Source organism: Cellulomonas iranensis NBRC 101100 = JCM 18110, from assembly GCF_001552375.1.
GTDB lineage: Bacteria > Actinomycetota > Actinomycetes > Actinomycetales > Cellulomonadaceae > Cellulomonas > Cellulomonas iranensis.
The window spans coordinates 13666-30071 of the sequence record NZ_BCRB01000004.1 but is presented as its reverse complement, the minus strand read 5'-3'; the positions used below and the strand labels follow the sequence as shown (position 1 = coordinate 30071).

The following is a 16406-nucleotide window of genomic DNA, read 5'->3' as shown; positions in this document are numbered from 1 at the left end:
GCCCCATGGTCCCCGACGCGCGGCCGGACGCGCGCTCACGCGTCGTCGCGCACCACGCGGTGCCGCAGGTAGACGACGCCCTCGTCGTACGTGCGGCACTCGACGAGCCGCAGCCGCACCTGCCGCGCGTCGTGCGCGAAGTACGGCGTGCCGCCGCCCACGAGCACGGGCAGGACGCGCACGCGGTACTCGTCGATCAGGCCGAGGCCCGCGGCCTGGTGCGCGAGGTCGGCGCCGCCGATGCCGATGTCGCCGTCGACCTCGTCGCGCAGGCGGGCGACCTCGACGGCCAGGTCACCGGTCGCGAGCCGCGCCGGGCCGCGCACGTACGTCAGGGTGCGCGAGAACACGACCTTCGGCAGCGCGTTCCACAGCGCGGCGAACTCACGCTCGGCGTCGTCGAGCGACGCGGGGTCGACGTCGCGCCAGTACTCCATCGTCTCGTAGAGCCGCCGGCCCAGCAGGTGCACCCCCAGGCCGCGGACCTCGTCGGTGGCGAGCGCGAACACGTCCGGCGGGGGCGCGGCCCAATCGAACCGGCCGTCGGGACCGATGACGTAGCCGTCGAGCGAGGCGGTCAGGGAGTAGGTGACGTCAGGCATCGCGGGTCCTCCGTGCTCGGGTGTCCCGGGTGTCGACCGGCCCCGGCGGCGGAACTCGTCGGGGCAGGTCGCGGAGCGAGGCCGTCAGGCCGTGACGCGCGCGGCCTCCCGTACCAGGTCCGCGACGACGTCGGACCGGCGGACGTCTACACGCGGCAGATGCGGCCCACAGTTGAACCCGCCGTCGACATCCTGCGCGACCACGGCTTCCCGCTGACCGCCGACCAGGCCGCCGACGGCGTCGTCGGCACGGCCCAACAGATGGCCTCCTGCCTGACGAACCAGAAGGTGGCCGCATGGGTCACCCCGCAAGGACCCGCCGACGCCCAGCCGCAGCTCAACCCGCAGGACTTCGTACGCGTCGACGGCGGCACCCTGTACTCGCTGTCCAAAGAGGGTCGTGGCACCGCGCGCGCCGTGGTCACCGCGCCGACCGTCGCCGTCGTCGAGGCCGCCGAGGAACTGGCCGCCCTCGCAGCCGGCGGCCGGCTGACCACCCCGTTGCTCGGGGTCCTCGACGGGGCTGCGAACGTCTGTCGGTGGCGCGAGCTGCCCAACCTGTACTCGCACTACGGCTCGCGCGGGATCGTCCTCATGACGATCTTGCAGTCCTGGTCCCAGGGGCGCGGAGGTCTGGGGCGAGTCCGGCATGAAGAAGCTGTGGTCCGCATCCAACTGAAGGTCTACGGCGGCGGCGTCTCCGAGGGCGCGTTCCTCGAGGACCTGTCCCGAATCATCGGCGACTACGACCGACTCTCGTCGTCGACGGTCAACGGGGCGCGGTCACCGCACCGTGTCCCAGCAGCTGCACCGCGAGCGAATCCTCGACGTCGCCGACCCCGCGGCGACGCCCAAGGGCCGCGCGGTCGTCCTGTGCTCCGGCGCACGACCCACACTGATCTGCACCCAGCCGTGGATGACCGGCCCGCAGGCGGACGCGGTACGGACCTCACCCACTGCCCACGACCCGCGTTCAGGACTTGTGCAAGCCGGGCGAGCCGGTGCCGTACGTCGCACCACCGATGGGGATGTTCCCGACATGCGTAGGCAAGGACGGTCGGGTGAGGTGGCGACGTAGCAGCGTGTCATGAACGAGGGGCCCACACCGGTCGGGCTGGGGCCATCGTTCGCGCTACGCGCCTAGGTGTGCAGAACGACGCTCCCGCATCTGTGACCCGCGTCGACGCCATCGCCGCCCTCCTCAACGGCTGACAGGCCCGCTGACCGAGCCCGGCATGCGCAGCTGCAGCCTCCGCGCCTTGCGGCTCTGAGCCAGCAAGGCTCCGAACGCTCCCTTCCATCCCAGAGGCGCGGGCCGGAAGGGAGCGTTCGCGAGTTCACACCGTCAGCGCTGCTTCTTCGAGCTTGTCGTGCGGAGCGCCCGCACGATCACAACAACGAGCGCTCCCAAGAGGGCGAGCCCTCCTCCGAGCATCAGAGTTGCCGCCGTCATCTGGTCCTCCTAGTTGATGCTGGAGTAGCCGAGGGAGTACGTGTTCGTGGGCACGTTCAACTGTAGCCACACTGTCGTTGCAGCACCGCCCCCGACTGCCTGGACATCGAGCGTCAGGCGCGCCTTGGCCGGGGACGAGGCTGTCGCGTTGATCTGCGTCCGACCGAAGTTGCGGACGCTGTACGTCCCAGCGAGCGTGGAGGCGTTCGCGTAACGAACCGCAACAATCGACCCGGCGGTTACCCAGACAGGGTCACTTGCACTGAATGTCTGGTTGTAGTCCGCCTCGAAACTCATGGTGATGAGGACGGTGCTAGCCCAGACATTGCACCCCGTCTTGATGCGAACCTGTCCGGATTGCCTCGAGGTGCAACGGCTCACATCGAACGGCCTGATGCTTCCCGGGTCCACAGGGGTGGCACGTTCGACGCCGGATGCGGTGATGGAGCCATCGGCGTAGGTCGAAAGCGTGACGAGTTCGCCCCGAATGAGTCGCTGCTCGACTGCCACGGGCTCGGCGCCCGCCAGAGAATCCCACGTCTCGCCGGCGATGATTTTTGAGATCAGCGAGTCCTGGACGTCCTGGCCGACCCCGTAGGCCTCCAGGCCGTCCCGAATCTGACTCTCCTGCTCCGTCGTCAGCGTCCCGACAGGAGAGGCCGACGCCGAGGGCAGGACGCCCAGGAGAAATAGTGAGCACGTCGCGACGAACGCCGCCAGTCCTCGCGCCAGGTTGTGCCTGCTTCTAGTCATTCATTCACTCCGCTCCGCGTGGCCCCGCTGCAGTCCTCGATGACACCAGTCGCGGCGGTGATCTGACAATGGTGGTCTCGACGCCTCGCCGACACATGGGTCAGAGGTCCGTTGAAGAAGAGCCGCCCGTCGAGCGCCTCGCGCTTGGACATCACCTCGTCGAGCCGTGCAAGCCGTGGCCCGCGCGACGTGGACGTTGTGGTGATCGACGGCGACACCCACATGCAGGTCCGGCATGCGGTGCTCTCGCAGCCAACCAATGGCCGTTCAGGCGATGTAGCCCGGCATCACCTGTCGACACCCACGCGCTGCGCCTGCGGGGCACGCTACGGGTCTTGCGGGAACGGTTGGTGATCAGCGACACGACGTCGCATTGCACGAATGTCGGACACCTGTCCGAGGGTGTGTCGGTGCAGCGTGGGACCGTGGGCGTAGCCCACCCAAGAGGGGGCGATCCTCATGGGCAAGCCGTCCAAGGCGCAGTTGTCGAAGGCCGGTCGCACGCTCGCGTCCGACTCCTCCAGCAAGCCGGCCAAGAGCAAGGCCGCCAGCACCCTCGGGAAGGGCTGACCTCCCCGGCCGGTGGGGCCCACCGGATGCGGTGGGCCCCACCGGCAGCCTTCCCGGCGGCGCGACGCGCAGCGCGGCGACGTGCGCACGGTCCAGGCGTCGACGAGCGCGCACAGCGCTGCGGGTCGATCGCGCCGGCCGCGTCCAGGCGGCGCACGCGCAGCGCCGTGCGAGCCACCGCGAGCAGACGCCGGTCCCGGCGTACATCGTCCAGGGTGCGGTGCGCCTGCTCCGCGCGGGCCGCCTGCAACACCCGTTCCCACAGCCACGCGGCGACCAGCGGCGCGACCAGGCGCACCGCCGCGGCGAGGACCGACCCGGGCTCCACGCTCCACGACGACCCGACGGGCGTGGTGACGACCAGCTCGTGCACGCCGGCCAGCAGTCCCGACGTCGCCGAGACGACCCACACCGCGACGGCGTCGGCGCCGCCGGGCCGCCCGGCCAGGGTCGCGGCGCGCGCCAGCAGCGCCGACGAGACGAGCGCGAGTTCGAGGAAGCCGCCAGCGCCGCAGCGGCCAGCACGAGGAAGCCGAGCACGTCGACGGCCAGCGACGTCATGCTCTGGGCCGCCAGAACGGTCGGGATCACGGCGCCGATCGCGGCCACGACCGTGGCCTGCCAGCGGGCCCACGCCGCGCGTCGTCGGCGCCGGCACGGCGACGCTCACCGGTGCTCTCCGGCCACCTGGCCACGAACCCAGTGCAGCGCCAACAAGTCGTTGCGCTCAGCCTGGGGGACCGCCGGCGGGTCGAACCACGCCGGCTCTCGCCGGGCCGTCGCTCGCGGGGTCGGGGGCGGCGAGCAGTTCACGCCCGTGATCCGCCGCGCCGAGATGCTGCGGTTCGGCTCGATCGACGGCCGCGCGTCCGTCAGCCAGCACGACGTGCTCATCCGGCTGTGCGCCGCCAGCGATGCCGAGGCCGCCGCCGCGGTCACTACGACACCTCGCACAGCCTCCCCAGCGGCGAGGCCTGAGCGCGCCCGCCTCCGACCAGGGGTGGAGGCATGATCCGGCTCCCGGCGGACGCGCCGACGCAGGTCAGCGCGCCAGGCTGGTGCCGTGACCCTGCAGCCCGTCGAGCAGCGCCCCGAACCGACCACCGCGTCGAGCCCGTCCACCGCGCCGGCCTCGTCCGCCGCGTCGAGCACCCCGACCGCGCGCCGCGCCACCGACCGCCCGCACCGCGCACCGCGCGTCCGCCTCGTCGCGACCGTGATGTTCGGCTTCTACCTCGTGGTGCTCGCGGCCGCGGCGTTCCTGCCGCTGCCGTTCGAGCAGGTGCCGCACGGCGACGGGCCGAGCTGGGACCTCACGCTGCGCGCCCCCGACCTGCTCGGCGGCTGGGAGGCGCAGCGCAACGTGCTCATGACGCTGCCGCTGGGCGTGCTGCTGCCGCTCGTCGTGCGGTGGCGCTACGAGGCGCTCGTGCTCACGTGCCTCGCCGTGACGGTCACGATCGAGACGGTCCAGCTGGTCGTGTCCGCGTCCGTCGGGTGGGCGTGGCGCGCGTTCGACGTCAACGACATCCTGCTCAACACGATCGGCGGCGTCCTCGGCCTGGCGATCACGGGCCTCGGGCTGCTCGTCGCGCGGCGCGCGACGCTGCCCGAGCCGCGGCGCCTGCTGCCGGGCGTCGCCGCGCTCGCGCTGGTCGCGTGGGCCGGCACGGCGACGTTCCCGCTGGGCGAGCCGCCGCTGCCCACGCCCGCCTTCGCGTGCGACGAGGCCCCCGTCGGGGACGTCACGACCCTCCCGGGCGGTGCGAGCGTCTACGCGGGCACCGACGGGTCGGTGTGCGTGCTGTCCGGCGACACCGCGACGGCCGTGGCGCACGACGTCGCGACGGGCCCCGCGCTGACGTCCGAGCAGCCCGACGGCACGTGGGAGGTCGGCGCGGCCCAGCCGTACGACGTCGAGCGCGGCCTCGAGCCCGGGGTCGAGCTGCACCCCGTGGACGGCACGCACCTGCTGGTGTGGGCCGTGCGGCGGTAGCGCGGCTCGCGCGGGCCGGGGACACGTCGCCGCGCCCCGGCCCGCGGTGCGGCGTCACGGCGCGATGACGAGCTCCGCGATCCGGTCGTCGGCCAGCACGAACCGGTACACCAGGTCGATGACGCCCCCGGGGAAGTCGCCCTCGAGGTGCAGCGTCGCGGTCCAGCGGTCGGCGTCGACGCGCTGCGCGGCGACCAGGTCGGTCGTGTACGTGAACTCGGAGCCCGCGTCGGCGAGGAACCCGCGGACCTCGTCGGTGCCGCGGTAGGTGTGCCCGTCGTCGACGACCACGGCCGTCGGGGCGAACGCCGCGAGGGCGGCGTCGGTGTCGCGCGCCGTGTGGGCGGCGAGGTAGTCCCGCACGGTCGCGGGCAGGTCGGTGGTCGCGATGCTGGTCGGTGTCGTCATGCCCCGAGGCTGCGGCGTCGCGCCGCGGGAGGGTCAAGCGCGCGGGTCTCCCCCCGCGGGAGGGGGGACGATGGTGCCGTGCTGACCATCGGCGAGTTCTCCCGGCTGACCCACCTGAGCGTGCGCACGCTGCGGCGCTACCACGAGGCGGGGATCCTCGAGCCGGCGGCGGTCGACGACCTCACCGGCTACCGGTCCTACGGGCCCGAGCAGATCCCGACCGCGCAGGTCGTGCACCGGCTGCGCGAGCTCGACGTGCCGCTCGCCGACGTCCGGCGGATCCTCGACGCGACCGACCCGGCGGACCGCGCCGCGCTCGTCGCCGATCACCTGGCCCGCCTCGAGGACGAGCTGGACCGCACCCGCACCGCCGTCGCGTCGCTGCGCCGGCTGCTGGCGCCCGCGCCCGCGCCGCTCGCGGTCGAGCTGCGCGCCGTCCCCGCGACCCCCGTCGCCGCGGTCGGCGGGCACGTCACGCACGACGCCGTCACCGCCTGGTACGCGGGCGCGATGGCCGAGCTCGACGCGGTCGTCGGCACCGCCGGGACGCCGGGCGGCCTGTACGACAACGCGCTGTTCGAGGACGGCCGCGGGCACGCGCTCGTCTACCGGCCGGTCGACCTCGCGGCGCCCGTGGGGCGCGTGCACGCCACGACGCTCCCCGCCGTCGAGCTCGCGGTCACCACGCACGCCGGCCCGCACGACGACGTCGACGTCACGTACGGCGCGCTCGGCGCGTGGGTCGTCGAGAACGCGCTCGCCGTCGCCGGCCCGGTGCGCGAGACGTACGTCGTCGGGCCGCGGGACACGCCCGACCCCGCCGCGTGGCGCACCGAGGTCGGGTGGCCCGTGTTCCGCGTCGCGGAGTGACGCGCGGGGTCGCGCGCTACGCAGCCCCGGCCCGCCACCGCTCGAACAGCACGAGCTTGGCGTGCAGGTCCTCGTGCATGAGACGCACGTCGACGCGCCCGTAGACGCGCATCGGCGGCGCGTCGGGTCGTGGCGCGTACCGGCCGTCGTCGCGGAGCGCGGGCTTCGGCACGAGAACGTGCTCGCACGACGACGGCCCCGCCTCCCAGAAGTCCGCGAGCGCCGTGAGCAGCACGAGCGGCGAGTCGCCGAGCACGTACGCCTCGGCCTGCGGCCGCAGGTGCGCGTGCTTGACCATCTCGGCGCGCACCTCGTCGTACAGGTGCCGCCCGAGCGGCCCGGTGCCGCGCACGCGCACCCGCATCTCGGCGTCCGACATGACGCACGTGCGGTACGTGCTGCGCGGCACCTGCCACACCTCGAGGTCGGGCGCGTCGAACACGACCTGCGCGGCGGCGACGTCGGTCGACAGGTTGTACTCGGCCGTCACGGGCGCCGACGCGTCGAGCCACGGCAGCGGATCGTGCTCGAACCCGCCGATCCACACGACCACGAGCCGGCGCGCGATCTCCGGGTGCCGCAGGTACGCCGACGCGAGGTCCGTCAGCCCGCCGCCCGCGGCGTAGAACAGCGGCCGCGGGTCGTCCCGCAGCGCCTCGGCGACGATCGCGTCGACCGCCGCCGACGCGCGCGGCGTGCGCACGTCCACGAGCGGCTCCTCGGCGCCGGCCACCAGGCGGTCGGCCGCGTCGAGCCCCAGGCGCGCGCACAGGTCCTCGACCACGCGCAGCCCGTCGGTCGCGGTCGTCGCGGGGCCCGGCGCGTCGCGGCGCAGGTGCGACGACACGACCAGCGGGATCTCGACCGCGGGCGACAGCACGTGGTGCACCAGCTGGAACAGGTCGTCGGGGTCGCCCGCGAAGTCGTTGTCGACGATCACGCGCGCCCGCGGCGGCACGGGCGGCGCGTCGGCCAGCCACGGGTGCTCGCCGAGCCGCCAGCGCGGCAGGCCGCGCGCGACGAACCGATCGGTCGGGACTCGTGCCACGATGCCACCCTCCGTGCGCGTCGACGCGACGTCGCGTCGACCCCGGCGACGCTACCCGCGCCGTCGCGGCCGGCCGCGCACGGGCGCGCGGCGTCGTGCCGGACGCACCGCGTGCGATCCGCGCGCCTCCCTCCCGACGAGTCCCGCACCCCGGCCCGGTCTGCACCGTCGCCCACCACGACACCACCGCCCACCACGACCGAGGAGCCACCAGGTGACCGCGACCTACACCTACGACGTCTTCACGAGCCTCGACGGGTTCGGCTCGTTCCGCGCACCGGGCGACTGGGGCGGCTACTGGGGCAAGCAGGGACCCGAGCTGCTGGAGCGGCGCCGCGCGCTGTACGCCGCGCCGACGCGCATGGTGTTCGGGGCGACGACGTTCCGCGAGTTCGTCGCGATGCTCGGGGCCGCGACCGTGCCGTCGGAGGCGCTCGACGCGTGGGTGGGGCTCATGCGCGCGCAGCCCGCGACGGTCGTGTCGTCGTCGCTCGCGGGCCCGTTGGACTGGCCCGACGCGACGGTCGCGACGGGCGCCGCGGTGGACGTGGTCGCGCGCCTCAAGGAGGAGTCGGACGTGCCGCTGCGCTCGCACGGCAGCCTGTCGCTCAACCGCGCGCTGCTCGCCGCGGGGCTGGTCGACCGCGTGCAGGTGACCGTGTTCCCCGTGGTCACGGGTGTGACCGGCACCGACCCCGTGCTCGGCGGCGCCCCCGACCTCGACCTCGACCTGCTCGACTCGCGCGTGCTCGACGGCCGCACGCTCGAGCTCACGTACCGCCCGCACGTGCGCCGCACGGCCGCCGCGGGCTGACGGGGCCGTGCGGGCTGTGGGCGGGCGGGCTGTGGGCGGGCGCTGCCATGCTCGGTGCCGTGGAGCTGCGGTTCTCGGGTGAGGTCGTGTGGTGGCGCGGGCCCGCGCCGCACCACTTCGTCGCGCTGCCCGGGCCCGAGGCCGAGCGGCTGCGGGTGGTCGCGTCGCGCGTGACCTACGGGTGGGGCTGCGTCCCCGCGACCGTCAGGCTGGGCGCGACCACGTTCACGACGTCGATCTTCCCGAAGGACGGCGGGTTCCTCGTGCCGCTCAAGGTCGCGGCCCGCCGCGCCGAGGGCGTCGAGCTGGGCGACGACGTCACGCTCGTCGTGGTCGTCGAGGACCCGGACGCCCGGGAGCACGACGCGGACGACGACGTCACGCACGACCGCGCGCCCGCTGCTGCGCGCCCGCCCGCACCGCACCACGACGCCGCGGACGACGACGACTACTTCGACCCGGCCGCGAGCACGGCCCCGTCCGCCGACTGATCCGCGGCGCCCGGTCGGCCCGGGTCAGCCGCCCTCGCCGACGTCGTTGCGCGGAGCGCCGTCGCCCGGGGGCAGGTCGCCGCGCTCGACCGGCTGGTCGCCGAGGTCGGGCAGGTCCACGACGAGCGCGGCGAGCTCGCGGCCGCTCGGCACCCGGACGGCCGCACCAGCCGCGCGCAGCGTCGCCGCGTCGACCCCGTCGCCCTCGAGCGTGACGTGCACGCCCTCGTGCTCGACCCCGCACCGCAGCGTGTCGGCGCCGTCGTCGGTCAGGTCGTCGCACGCGACCACGGTCGGGTCGGCGGCGCGCGACGTCCGCAGCAGCAGCTGCGCCCCGTCGGGACCGACCAGGAACGCGCCGAAGCCGTCGTCACCCGACACCCCGACGGACTGCGTCGCCACGGTGAAGCCGTCGACGTCCGTGACGCGCACGAGGTCGCGCGCGACGCCCGCCCCTGCGAGACGCGCGTCGACGTCGGCGGTCGACCCGCCGCCCGTGCGGGCGTCGTCGGCGCCGGTCGGGTCCGCCGCGCGCAGACCCGCGCACGACGTGAGCACCGGCGCGGTGAGCAGCGCGGTCAGCAGCACGACCGACGGGAGGGTGGCACGCACGCGTCGAGGCACGTCTGCACGGTAGTGCCGCACGGCGGCGCACGTCCCGGGAACGACGACCCCGCGCGCGGCCGGGCCACGCGCGGCCCGGGTCGCCCGGGTCCCGCGCCTCGGGAGCCGCGAGGCGAAGGCCGCCGCCGAGCCGCGACCGGGGGCCGACCGATGACGGCTCGCAGACCGAGGAGGGCGCCGACCACCGAGACGCACACCGACACCGTCGTCCGTCGCCCCCGACGCACACCGACACCGTCTTCGGTCGCCCCGAAGCGTGCGTCGGGGCGACCGACGACGGTGTCGCCGCCGTCAGGCCCCGAGCTCGAGGAACGTGCGCAGCACCGACACGAACGCCGCGGGCTGCTCCGAGTGCACCCAGTGCCCGGCGCCCTTGATCGTCACGAGCGTCGTGCGCGGGAAGTACCGGCGCATCGTCGGGCCGTCCTCGGGGCGCACGTAGTCGGACCGCTCGCCGGCGACCCACAGCACGGGGCCGTCGTCGACCGCGTCGCCCAGGTCGGGGAAGCCGCCGATCGCGCGCAGGTCGCGGCGCAGCAGCGCGAGGTTCGCCTGCCACCGGAACGTGTCGCCGTCGGCGCGCAGGTTCTGCAGCAGGAACCCGCGCACGCGCGGGTCGTCGACGCGCTGCGCGAGCGCGTCGTCGGCGTCGGAGCGGCGCGTCAGCGACGGCAGGTCGAGCGCCGCGAGGCTGTCCAGCAGGTGCTCGAACTCCCCGAGCGAGCCACGCGCGGTCGGGGAGATGTCCGCGACGACGAGCCGGTCGACGACGTCGGGGTGGCGCAGCGCCAGGACCATCGCGACCTTGCCGCCCATCGAGTGCCCCACGACGTGCACGGGGCCGTCGGCCGCGAACCCGCCGCGCAGGTGCGCCGCGACCGCGTCGGCGACCTCGAGGTAGTCGAACCGCTCGGTCCACGCCGAACGCCCGTGGTTCGGCAGGTCGACCAGCAGCGACCGCGCGTCCGGCGCGAGGGCCTTCGCGATCTGCGTGAAGTTGCGCCCCTGCCCGAACAGGCCGTGCAGGAAGACGACCGGGGCACCGGTGTCGCCGACGACGGTCGAGGCCAGGGGGACGGGCGCGGGGGTGGTCACGGCACGAGCCTAGGCAGGCCGCGGAGCCGGGCGGGCGTTCAAGATGCTCAGCAGGCTGAGGAAGTGCACGCTGGGGGCATGACCTCCCTCACCGCCACCACCGGGACCGCCACGACCCGCGACCGGGTCCGGCAGGTCGTCGTCCTCGTCGGGTCGCTCGTCGCCGCGCTCGGTGCGGCGTACGGGTCGGGCGCGTTCGGCGGGCAGTCGACCGCCGACGCCGCGGGCGGCGCGCTGTCCGCGAGCGCGACCCCGCTCGCGCCGGACACCCCCGCGTTCTCGATCTGGTCCGTCATCTACACCGCGCTCCTGGTGTTCGCGGTCGTGCAGGCGCTGCCGCGGTACGCGTCCGACGCGCGGCTGCGGGCCGTGTCGTGGTGGCTGCTCGCGTCGATGCTGCTCAACGCCCTGTGGATCGGCGTCGTGCAGGCCGGGTCGGTGGGCGGCAGCGTGCTCGTCATCGTCGCGCTGGTCGTCGTGCTGTCCGTCGTGCTCGTGCGGCTGGTCCGTACGTCGCACACCGCGGCGCTGCCGTCGGCGGTGACCGACGTGACGACCGGCCTGTACCTGGGGTGGGTGAGCGTCGCGACGCTCGCGAACGTCGCCGCGTTCCTCACGGTGGCCGAGATCGGCGAGCTCGGCCTGGGCGCCACGACGTGGTCCGTGGTCGTGCTCGCCGCGGGCGCGGCGCTGTCCGTCGCGTACGCCGTGTTCGCGCGCGTGCGGCCCGCGGTCGCGCTGCCGATCGGCCTGGCGATGGCGTGGGGCCTGGCATGGATCGGCCTGGGCCGCACCAACGGCCCGCTCGTCGACGCGACCGTCGCGAACGCCGCGTTCGTCGCGTCGGCCGTCGCGCTGCTCGCCCCGGTCGTCACGACGCTCGTCGCGCGCCGCCGCTGAGGGGTCCGCCCCGGCCGGTGCCCGTCAGCCCGCGAGCAGCTGCTCGCGCAGGATGTCGGCGTGGCCGGTGTGCTGCGCGTACTCCTTGAGCACCTGCAGGTGCACGAACCGGACGCTGACGGGCCGCCCGCGACCCGTGACGACCTCGTCGAACGGACGCCCCGCCACGGCCGCGCGGGACGCCTCGACCACCGCCGCGTGCGCGGCGCGCAGCGAGGCCGCCGAGTCGTCCTTCCGCAGCACGAACGAGCGGTCGGGCGTCGAGGCCACACCCAGGTCGCGCAGCGACGCCCCCGTGACGGCGTGCTGGAACCAGAACGCCTCGACGTACGTCAGGTGCTTGAGCAGCCCCAGCAGGGTGGTCCGCGACGGCACCAGCCGACGCCGGACCTGCTCCTCGTCGAGGCCGTCGAGCGTGGCCGGGAGCGCGGTCCGGCAGCCGTCGAGGAACGTCTCGAGCAGCGTCCGCTCGGACGACGACGCCGGCGACGACACGGGCGAGGTGGGCAAGGCGGGCCTCCTTCGGTCGGACGCGACGAACCACCGTAGCCATGCCCCACCCCGGCCACCGACGGACAGCGCCCCGGTCCCACGGGCACGCGCGCGCCGGTGTCCGTGGGACCGTCGGGCTGTCCGTCGACGACTGGAGCACGCAGGCGCGCGCGAGCGGTGCGAGGACGGGCGCTCGTGCCGGGGGCAACGCGGGGGCAGCGCGTACGATCTTCCGGGCCCCGGTGACCGGACGGGCCCTTCCCCACGCAGGACGGACGGCGCATGAGCGCGGACACCACGGCCCCCGCGGGGCACCCCGCCGCGACGACCGACGACGACGCGACCGCCGACGGCAGCGTGCCCGACGCCACCCCGCCCGACGGCACGCTCCCCGGCGTCGACCCCGCCGACCTCGCGACGTTCCTGCGGGTCGCCGACCAGGTCGCGGCGCTGCCGCAGGACCACCCGCAGCACGCGGTCGCCCGCCGCGCCGCCTCGGCGCTGTTCAAGGCCGCGAAGAAGCACCGCCGGCTCGAGCGGCGCCGCTCGATCGCCGAGGCCGACGCGGCCGTGGTCGCCGCGACCGCGACCGGCAGCCCGGGCCGCATCGACGACGAGACGCGCGGCATCGCGCTGACGTCGAACGCGACGGGCGCGACGGCGGGGACGCTGCTGCGCGCGCGCCCCTGCTACGTCTGCAAGCAGGACTACACGGTGGTCGACGCGTTCTACCACCAGCTCTGCCCCGCCTGCGCGGCGCTGCACCACGCCAAGCGCGACGCGCGCACCGACCTCACCGGGCGGCGGGCGCTGCTCACGGGTGGGCGCGCCAAGATCGGCATGTACATCGCGCTGCGGCTGCTGCGTGACGGCGCCGACCTCACCATCACGACCCGGTTCCCGCGGGACGCGGTGCGCCGCTTCGGCGCCATGGAGGACTCCGCGGACTGGATGGACCGGCTGCACGTCGTCGGGATCGACCTGCGCGACCCCGCGCAGGTGGTGCAGCTCGCCGACCACGTCGCCGCGCAGGGTCCGCTCGACGTGCTCATCAACAACGCCGCGCAGACCGTACGGCGATCCCCCGGCGCGTACTCGCGGCTCGTCGACGCCGAGCTGTCCCCGCTGCCGGACGACGGGGACCGCATGATCACCGCGTTCGGGCACACGAGCGACGCCCACCCGCGCGCGCTCGCCGGGTCGGTGAGCGACCTGACGAGCCCCGCGCTCGCGATCGAGCGCGCCGCGCGGGACGCGCAGGAGCTCGTCGAGCAGTCGCTCACGGCGCAGGCCGCGAGCCTCGAGCGGCTCGTCGCGGGCACGTCGATCGACGCGGGCGGGCTCATCCCCGACGTCGCCGAGAGCAACTCGTGGGTCGCGACGGTCGAGCAGGTCGACCCGATGGAGCTGCTCGAGGTGCAGCTGTGCAACCAGACGGCGCCGTTCATCCTCATCAGCCGGCTGCGGCCCGCCCTCGCGGCGTCGCCCGCGCGCCGCACGTACGTCGTCAACGTGTCGGCCATGGAGGGCGTGTTCTCGCGCGGGTACAAGGGTCCCGGCCACCCGCACACCAACATGAGCAAGGCCGCGCTCAACATGCTGACCCGCACGAGCGCGGCGCAGATGCTCGAGCAGGACGGCATCCTCATGACCGCCGTCGACACGGGCTGGATCACCGACGAGCGCCCGCACCACACCAAGGTGCGCCTCGCCGAGGAGGGGTTCCACGCCCCGCTCGACCTGGTGGACGGCGCCGCGCGCGTCTACGACCCGATCGTGCGGGGCGAGGCCGGCGAGGACCTGTACGGGTGCTTCCTCAAGGACTACGCGCGCGCCGCCTGGTGAGTCGCGGGGTGACCGGCGAGGCGGGTGGCAGGGTGGGTGGCACGGGCTGCGGCCGGCCACGGGCACGGCTCGGGGCGGGCGTCTAGCATCGCCGGGTGAGCTCCCCCGCGACCGACGACCCGGACCAGTTCCTGCGCGAGTTCCTCGCCGCGGCGACCCCGCAGCAGCGCCACACGTTCGTGCGGCGCGCGGACTACGACCGCGGCGAGCACCTGGTGCGCGCCGTGCTCGACGACCCGACGACGGACCGGGCGACCGCGCTGAGCGCGTACTGGATCCTCGGCGCGAGCTACTACGCGCGCTACGCCCGCGTCGAGGACGTGCCCGAGGACGAGCAGGGCACGTACGCGCTGCTGCGCACGATCGAGGACCGGTACGCCGCCGGGTTCTGGGCCGACCACGGCATCGCGTTCGACCCGACCGACGACGACGAGATCGACTGGACCGACGACTACGGCGCACCCGTGTCGCGGCCCGTGCCGGACGCCATGCGCCGCGCGGTGCCCGGCGAGCTCGTCGACGACGCGGGCACCGAGGACGGTCTGCCGCTCGACGTGCACCTGCGCTGGACGGCCCTGCGCGACGCCTGACCTCACCCTCCCGCACCGCACGGTGAGGTGCCGCACCGCCGCACAGCCGGGGGGCGGACCGACGCGTCGGCGGGCGGCGGACCGCCTCACCGACCGCGCGGCCGCCCGGGCGTCGTCAACCGACCCAGGACCAGCGGACGCGGACCCGGCCGCCGCCGTTGAGCGCGCGCACGCGGCGCACGGCGTTCGGCAGCCAGCGGTAGCGCTCGCGCGGACCGCCGGTCGCGGGGTCGACGACCCACGGCAGCAGCCCGACGAACCGCGCGAGCAGCAGCAGGACCGCGAGCGCGAGCAGCACCCACAGCTCGAGCAGCACGAGCACGACCGACCCGACCACGACGACGGTGAACAGGATCCCCAGCACCGTGAACAGCGTCGCGACGACGGGTCCGAGGACGTCGTCGTCGACCGACGGGATGCCGCCGATGGGCCCGAAGTCGACCATCCGCGTGCGTCGCCTCCACGGCAGCACGTGGATCTCGAGGCACGCGGTGCCGGTGCGCTGCGGCGCGTCGGCCGGACGAGGCGCGTCGGCGGTGCGGGACGCGTCGGCGGTCGGCGGCGTGCCGTCGGCAGGCGCGTCCGTCGGTGTCGGCTCGGTCACGGGTCTCCTCCGGTTCGGCGCACGCCGCCGTCGGTTCGGCGCGCGCCACGGTACCGCCCCCGGTCCGCACCCCGCCGCGCCCCGGAGGGCGCCGCCCCGCCACCACCTCGACGGACAGGCCCACGGCACGACGGATAGCCGCACGCTCGTGTCCGTCGTGCCGTACCGCTGTCCGTCGCGACGGGGGCGGGTCGGGCGAGGTGGGTCAGGCGGGCGGGACGCGGACCAGCGGGCCCTCGTCGGGCGTCGGGTCCTCGAAGCCATCGAGGTAGACGGCGGCGCGGTCCGGCGGCACGACGACGTCGTCGGGGCCGGCGCCCGTGCGCGCCGCCAGGCGTCGCAGCACCTCGGCGCGGGGCGTGACGAGGTGGTGCGTGACGGGCACGACCCCGAGCGGCGCGAGCAGCGCGCGGTACGACGCGCGTGAGGCACGCGACCAGAACGACGTGTCGACGACGACGTCCACGCCGTCGCCCACGAGGCCCACGAGACGGGCCCGCAGGTCCTCGTGGACGCGTGCCGCGACGTCGGCCGGGAGCGGGTGCTCGCGGTGCCCGGCCGCCCACGCGGCGGCGTCGAACGCGAGGTGCGCCCAGCCCGCGCGCGCGAGCCGCGCCGCGTGGGTCGACTTGCCGGAGCCGGCGGGCCCGCACACCAGCACGACCCGCGCGGGCTCACGCAACGGCAGCACGTGGTGCAGCAGCCCGTCGGGCCCGGGCTCGGGCGGCAGGCAGCCGGCGTCGCGCGCGACCCGCAGCGACGGGACGTTCGCGGCGTCGACGCGCAGCACGGCGCTCGTGGCGTCGGTGCGCTCGGCGAGCCAGCGGCGCAGCAGGCGCACGGCGCGCACCGCGTAGCCGCGCCCGCGCCACGCGGGCAGGACCGCGTAGGACACGTTCGCCGTGCCGCGCGGCAGGTCCGGCAGCGCGAGGTGGGCCTCGACCGTGCCCGCGAGCTCGCCCGTCGCGGCGTCGAGCACACCGAGGTGCCGCCGCGGCCCGCCGTCGCGCCACTGCGCGCGGTTCTGCGCGACCCACGCGGTGGTGGGCGGGCGCTCGGAGCGGTGGCCCTCGCTCAGCCAGCGGACCTGGTCGTCGTCCTCGCCCGCGAGCAGCGCGTCGACGTCGTCGGCCGTGAGGCAGCGCAGCGTCACGACGCCGTCCGTCAGCACGGGCGGGTCCTCGATGACTGTCGAGCCGTCCACCGGCCCATCATGACGCGTGCCACACACCGTCCCGCGCCGAGGGGGCA

At 75.0% G+C, this 16406-nt stretch carries 18 protein-coding genes; 8 read left to right on the top strand and 10 right to left on the bottom strand.

Annotated features, from left to right (window positions below; translation table 11 throughout):
• Nucleotides 1-35 precede the first annotated feature (35 nt).
• Nucleotides 36-602, bottom strand: coding sequence for a dihydrofolate reductase family protein (locus tag CS2_RS01135; RefSeq protein ID WP_070318526.1), 567 nt, complete (start codon nucleotides 600-602; stop codon nucleotides 36-38).
• A 159-nt stretch (nucleotides 603-761) separates the two neighbouring features.
• Here CS2_RS01135 and CS2_RS18365 point away from each other — a divergent pair, with 159 nt between their 5' ends.
• The gene (locus tag CS2_RS18365) at nucleotides 762-1649 is read left to right on the top strand and encodes a TraM recognition domain-containing protein (RefSeq protein WP_082739617.1); all 888 of its coding nucleotides are present in this window, start codon (nucleotides 762-764) and stop codon (nucleotides 1647-1649) included.
• Between the two features lie 415 nt (nucleotides 1650-2064).
• Here the strand turns inward: CS2_RS18365 and CS2_RS01125 are convergent, their stop codons facing one another.
• A complete protein-coding gene (locus CS2_RS01125; protein WP_070318524.1) occupies nucleotides 2065-2808 on the bottom strand; it encodes a hypothetical protein in 744 nt (247 codons plus the stop codon).
• A 1236-nt stretch (nucleotides 2809-4044) separates the two neighbouring features.
• Nucleotides 4045-4317 carry a hypothetical protein gene (locus CS2_RS18690; RefSeq protein ID WP_156441934.1) on the bottom strand — a complete coding sequence of 91 codons (273 nt, stop codon included), beginning with the start codon at nucleotides 4315-4317 and terminating at the stop codon, nucleotides 4045-4047.
• Nucleotides 4318-4441: 124 nt separating this feature from the next.
• Between CS2_RS18690 and CS2_RS01110 the strand changes: the two genes are divergently transcribed.
• The gene (locus CS2_RS01110; RefSeq protein ID WP_070318521.1) at nucleotides 4442-5374 is read left to right on the top strand and encodes a VanZ family protein; all 933 of its coding nucleotides are present in this window, start codon (nucleotides 4442-4444) and stop codon (nucleotides 5372-5374) included.
• A 54-nt stretch (nucleotides 5375-5428) separates the two neighbouring features.
• Here the strand turns inward: CS2_RS01110 and CS2_RS01105 are convergent, their stop codons facing one another.
• Nucleotides 5429-5782, bottom strand: a complete 354-nt coding sequence (locus tag CS2_RS01105) for a nuclear transport factor 2 family protein (RefSeq protein WP_070318520.1) — start codon at nucleotides 5780-5782, stop codon at nucleotides 5429-5431.
• 78 nt (nucleotides 5783-5860) lie between these two features.
• Between CS2_RS01105 and CS2_RS01100 the strand changes: the two genes are divergently transcribed.
• On the top strand, nucleotides 5861-6652 hold the full coding sequence (locus CS2_RS01100; RefSeq protein ID WP_070318519.1) for a MerR family transcriptional regulator: 792 nt from the start codon (nucleotides 5861-5863) through the stop codon (nucleotides 6650-6652).
• A gap of 16 nt (nucleotides 6653-6668) precedes the next feature.
• On the opposite strand, the gene CS2_RS01095 is transcribed toward CS2_RS01100, so the two are convergent.
• Nucleotides 6669-7700 carry a nucleoside hydrolase gene (locus CS2_RS01095; protein WP_082739615.1) on the bottom strand — a complete coding sequence of 344 codons (1032 nt, stop codon included), beginning with the start codon at nucleotides 7698-7700 and terminating at the stop codon, nucleotides 6669-6671.
• 214 nt (nucleotides 7701-7914) lie between these two features.
• Between CS2_RS01095 and CS2_RS01090 the strand changes: the two genes are divergently transcribed.
• Both CS2_RS01090 and CS2_RS18360 read left to right on the top strand, forming a co-directional pair.
• A complete protein-coding gene (locus CS2_RS01090; protein WP_070318517.1) occupies nucleotides 7915-8514 on the top strand; it encodes a dihydrofolate reductase family protein in 600 nt (199 codons plus the stop codon).
• A 59-nt stretch (nucleotides 8515-8573) separates the two neighbouring features.
• Nucleotides 8574-9005: a DUF1905 domain-containing protein gene (locus tag CS2_RS18360; RefSeq protein ID WP_082739625.1), complete on the top strand. Its 432-nt coding sequence runs from the start codon at nucleotides 8574-8576 to the stop codon at nucleotides 9003-9005.
• A gap of 24 nt (nucleotides 9006-9029) precedes the next feature.
• On the opposite strand, the gene CS2_RS01080 is transcribed toward CS2_RS18360, so the two are convergent.
• A complete protein-coding gene (locus tag CS2_RS01080; RefSeq protein ID WP_070318516.1) occupies nucleotides 9030-9617 on the bottom strand; it encodes a hypothetical protein in 588 nt (195 codons plus the stop codon).
• A gap of 303 nt (nucleotides 9618-9920) precedes the next feature.
• On the bottom strand, nucleotides 9921-10724 hold the full coding sequence (locus CS2_RS01075; RefSeq protein ID WP_070318515.1) for an alpha/beta fold hydrolase: 804 nt from the start codon (nucleotides 10722-10724) through the stop codon (nucleotides 9921-9923).
• A gap of 78 nt (nucleotides 10725-10802) precedes the next feature.
• Between CS2_RS01075 and CS2_RS01070 the strand changes: the two genes are divergently transcribed.
• Nucleotides 10803-11624 (top strand): TspO-related membrane protein, encoded by an 822-nt coding sequence (locus CS2_RS01070; protein WP_070318514.1) that lies wholly within the window; start codon nucleotides 10803-10805, stop codon nucleotides 11622-11624.
• A gap of 24 nt (nucleotides 11625-11648) precedes the next feature.
• Here the strand turns inward: CS2_RS01070 and CS2_RS01065 are convergent, their stop codons facing one another.
• Nucleotides 11649-12134 (bottom strand): DinB family protein, encoded by a 486-nt coding sequence (locus CS2_RS01065; protein ID WP_233421022.1) that lies wholly within the window; start codon nucleotides 12132-12134, stop codon nucleotides 11649-11651.
• 264 nt (nucleotides 12135-12398) lie between these two features.
• Here CS2_RS01065 and CS2_RS01060 point away from each other — a divergent pair, with 264 nt between their 5' ends.
• Nucleotides 12399-13961: an SDR family NAD(P)-dependent oxidoreductase gene (locus CS2_RS01060; protein WP_233421021.1), complete on the top strand. Its 1563-nt coding sequence runs from the start codon at nucleotides 12399-12401 to the stop codon at nucleotides 13959-13961.
• 95 nt (nucleotides 13962-14056) lie between these two features.
• Complete coding sequence (locus CS2_RS01055; protein WP_070318512.1) at nucleotides 14057-14551, top strand: DUF4274 domain-containing protein; 495 nt, start codon at nucleotides 14057-14059, stop codon at nucleotides 14549-14551.
• A 115-nt stretch (nucleotides 14552-14666) separates the two neighbouring features.
• Here CS2_RS01055 and CS2_RS01050 read toward each other — a convergent pair whose 3' ends face one another.
• Nucleotides 14667-15155 (bottom strand): hypothetical protein, encoded by a 489-nt coding sequence (locus CS2_RS01050; protein ID WP_070318511.1) that lies wholly within the window; start codon nucleotides 15153-15155, stop codon nucleotides 14667-14669.
• Nucleotides 15156-15360: 205 nt separating this feature from the next.
• The gene (locus CS2_RS18355) at nucleotides 15361-16359 is read right to left on the bottom strand and encodes a GNAT family N-acetyltransferase (RefSeq protein WP_169798609.1); all 999 of its coding nucleotides are present in this window, start codon (nucleotides 16357-16359) and stop codon (nucleotides 15361-15363) included.
• Nucleotides 16360-16406: the final 47 nt, after the last annotated feature.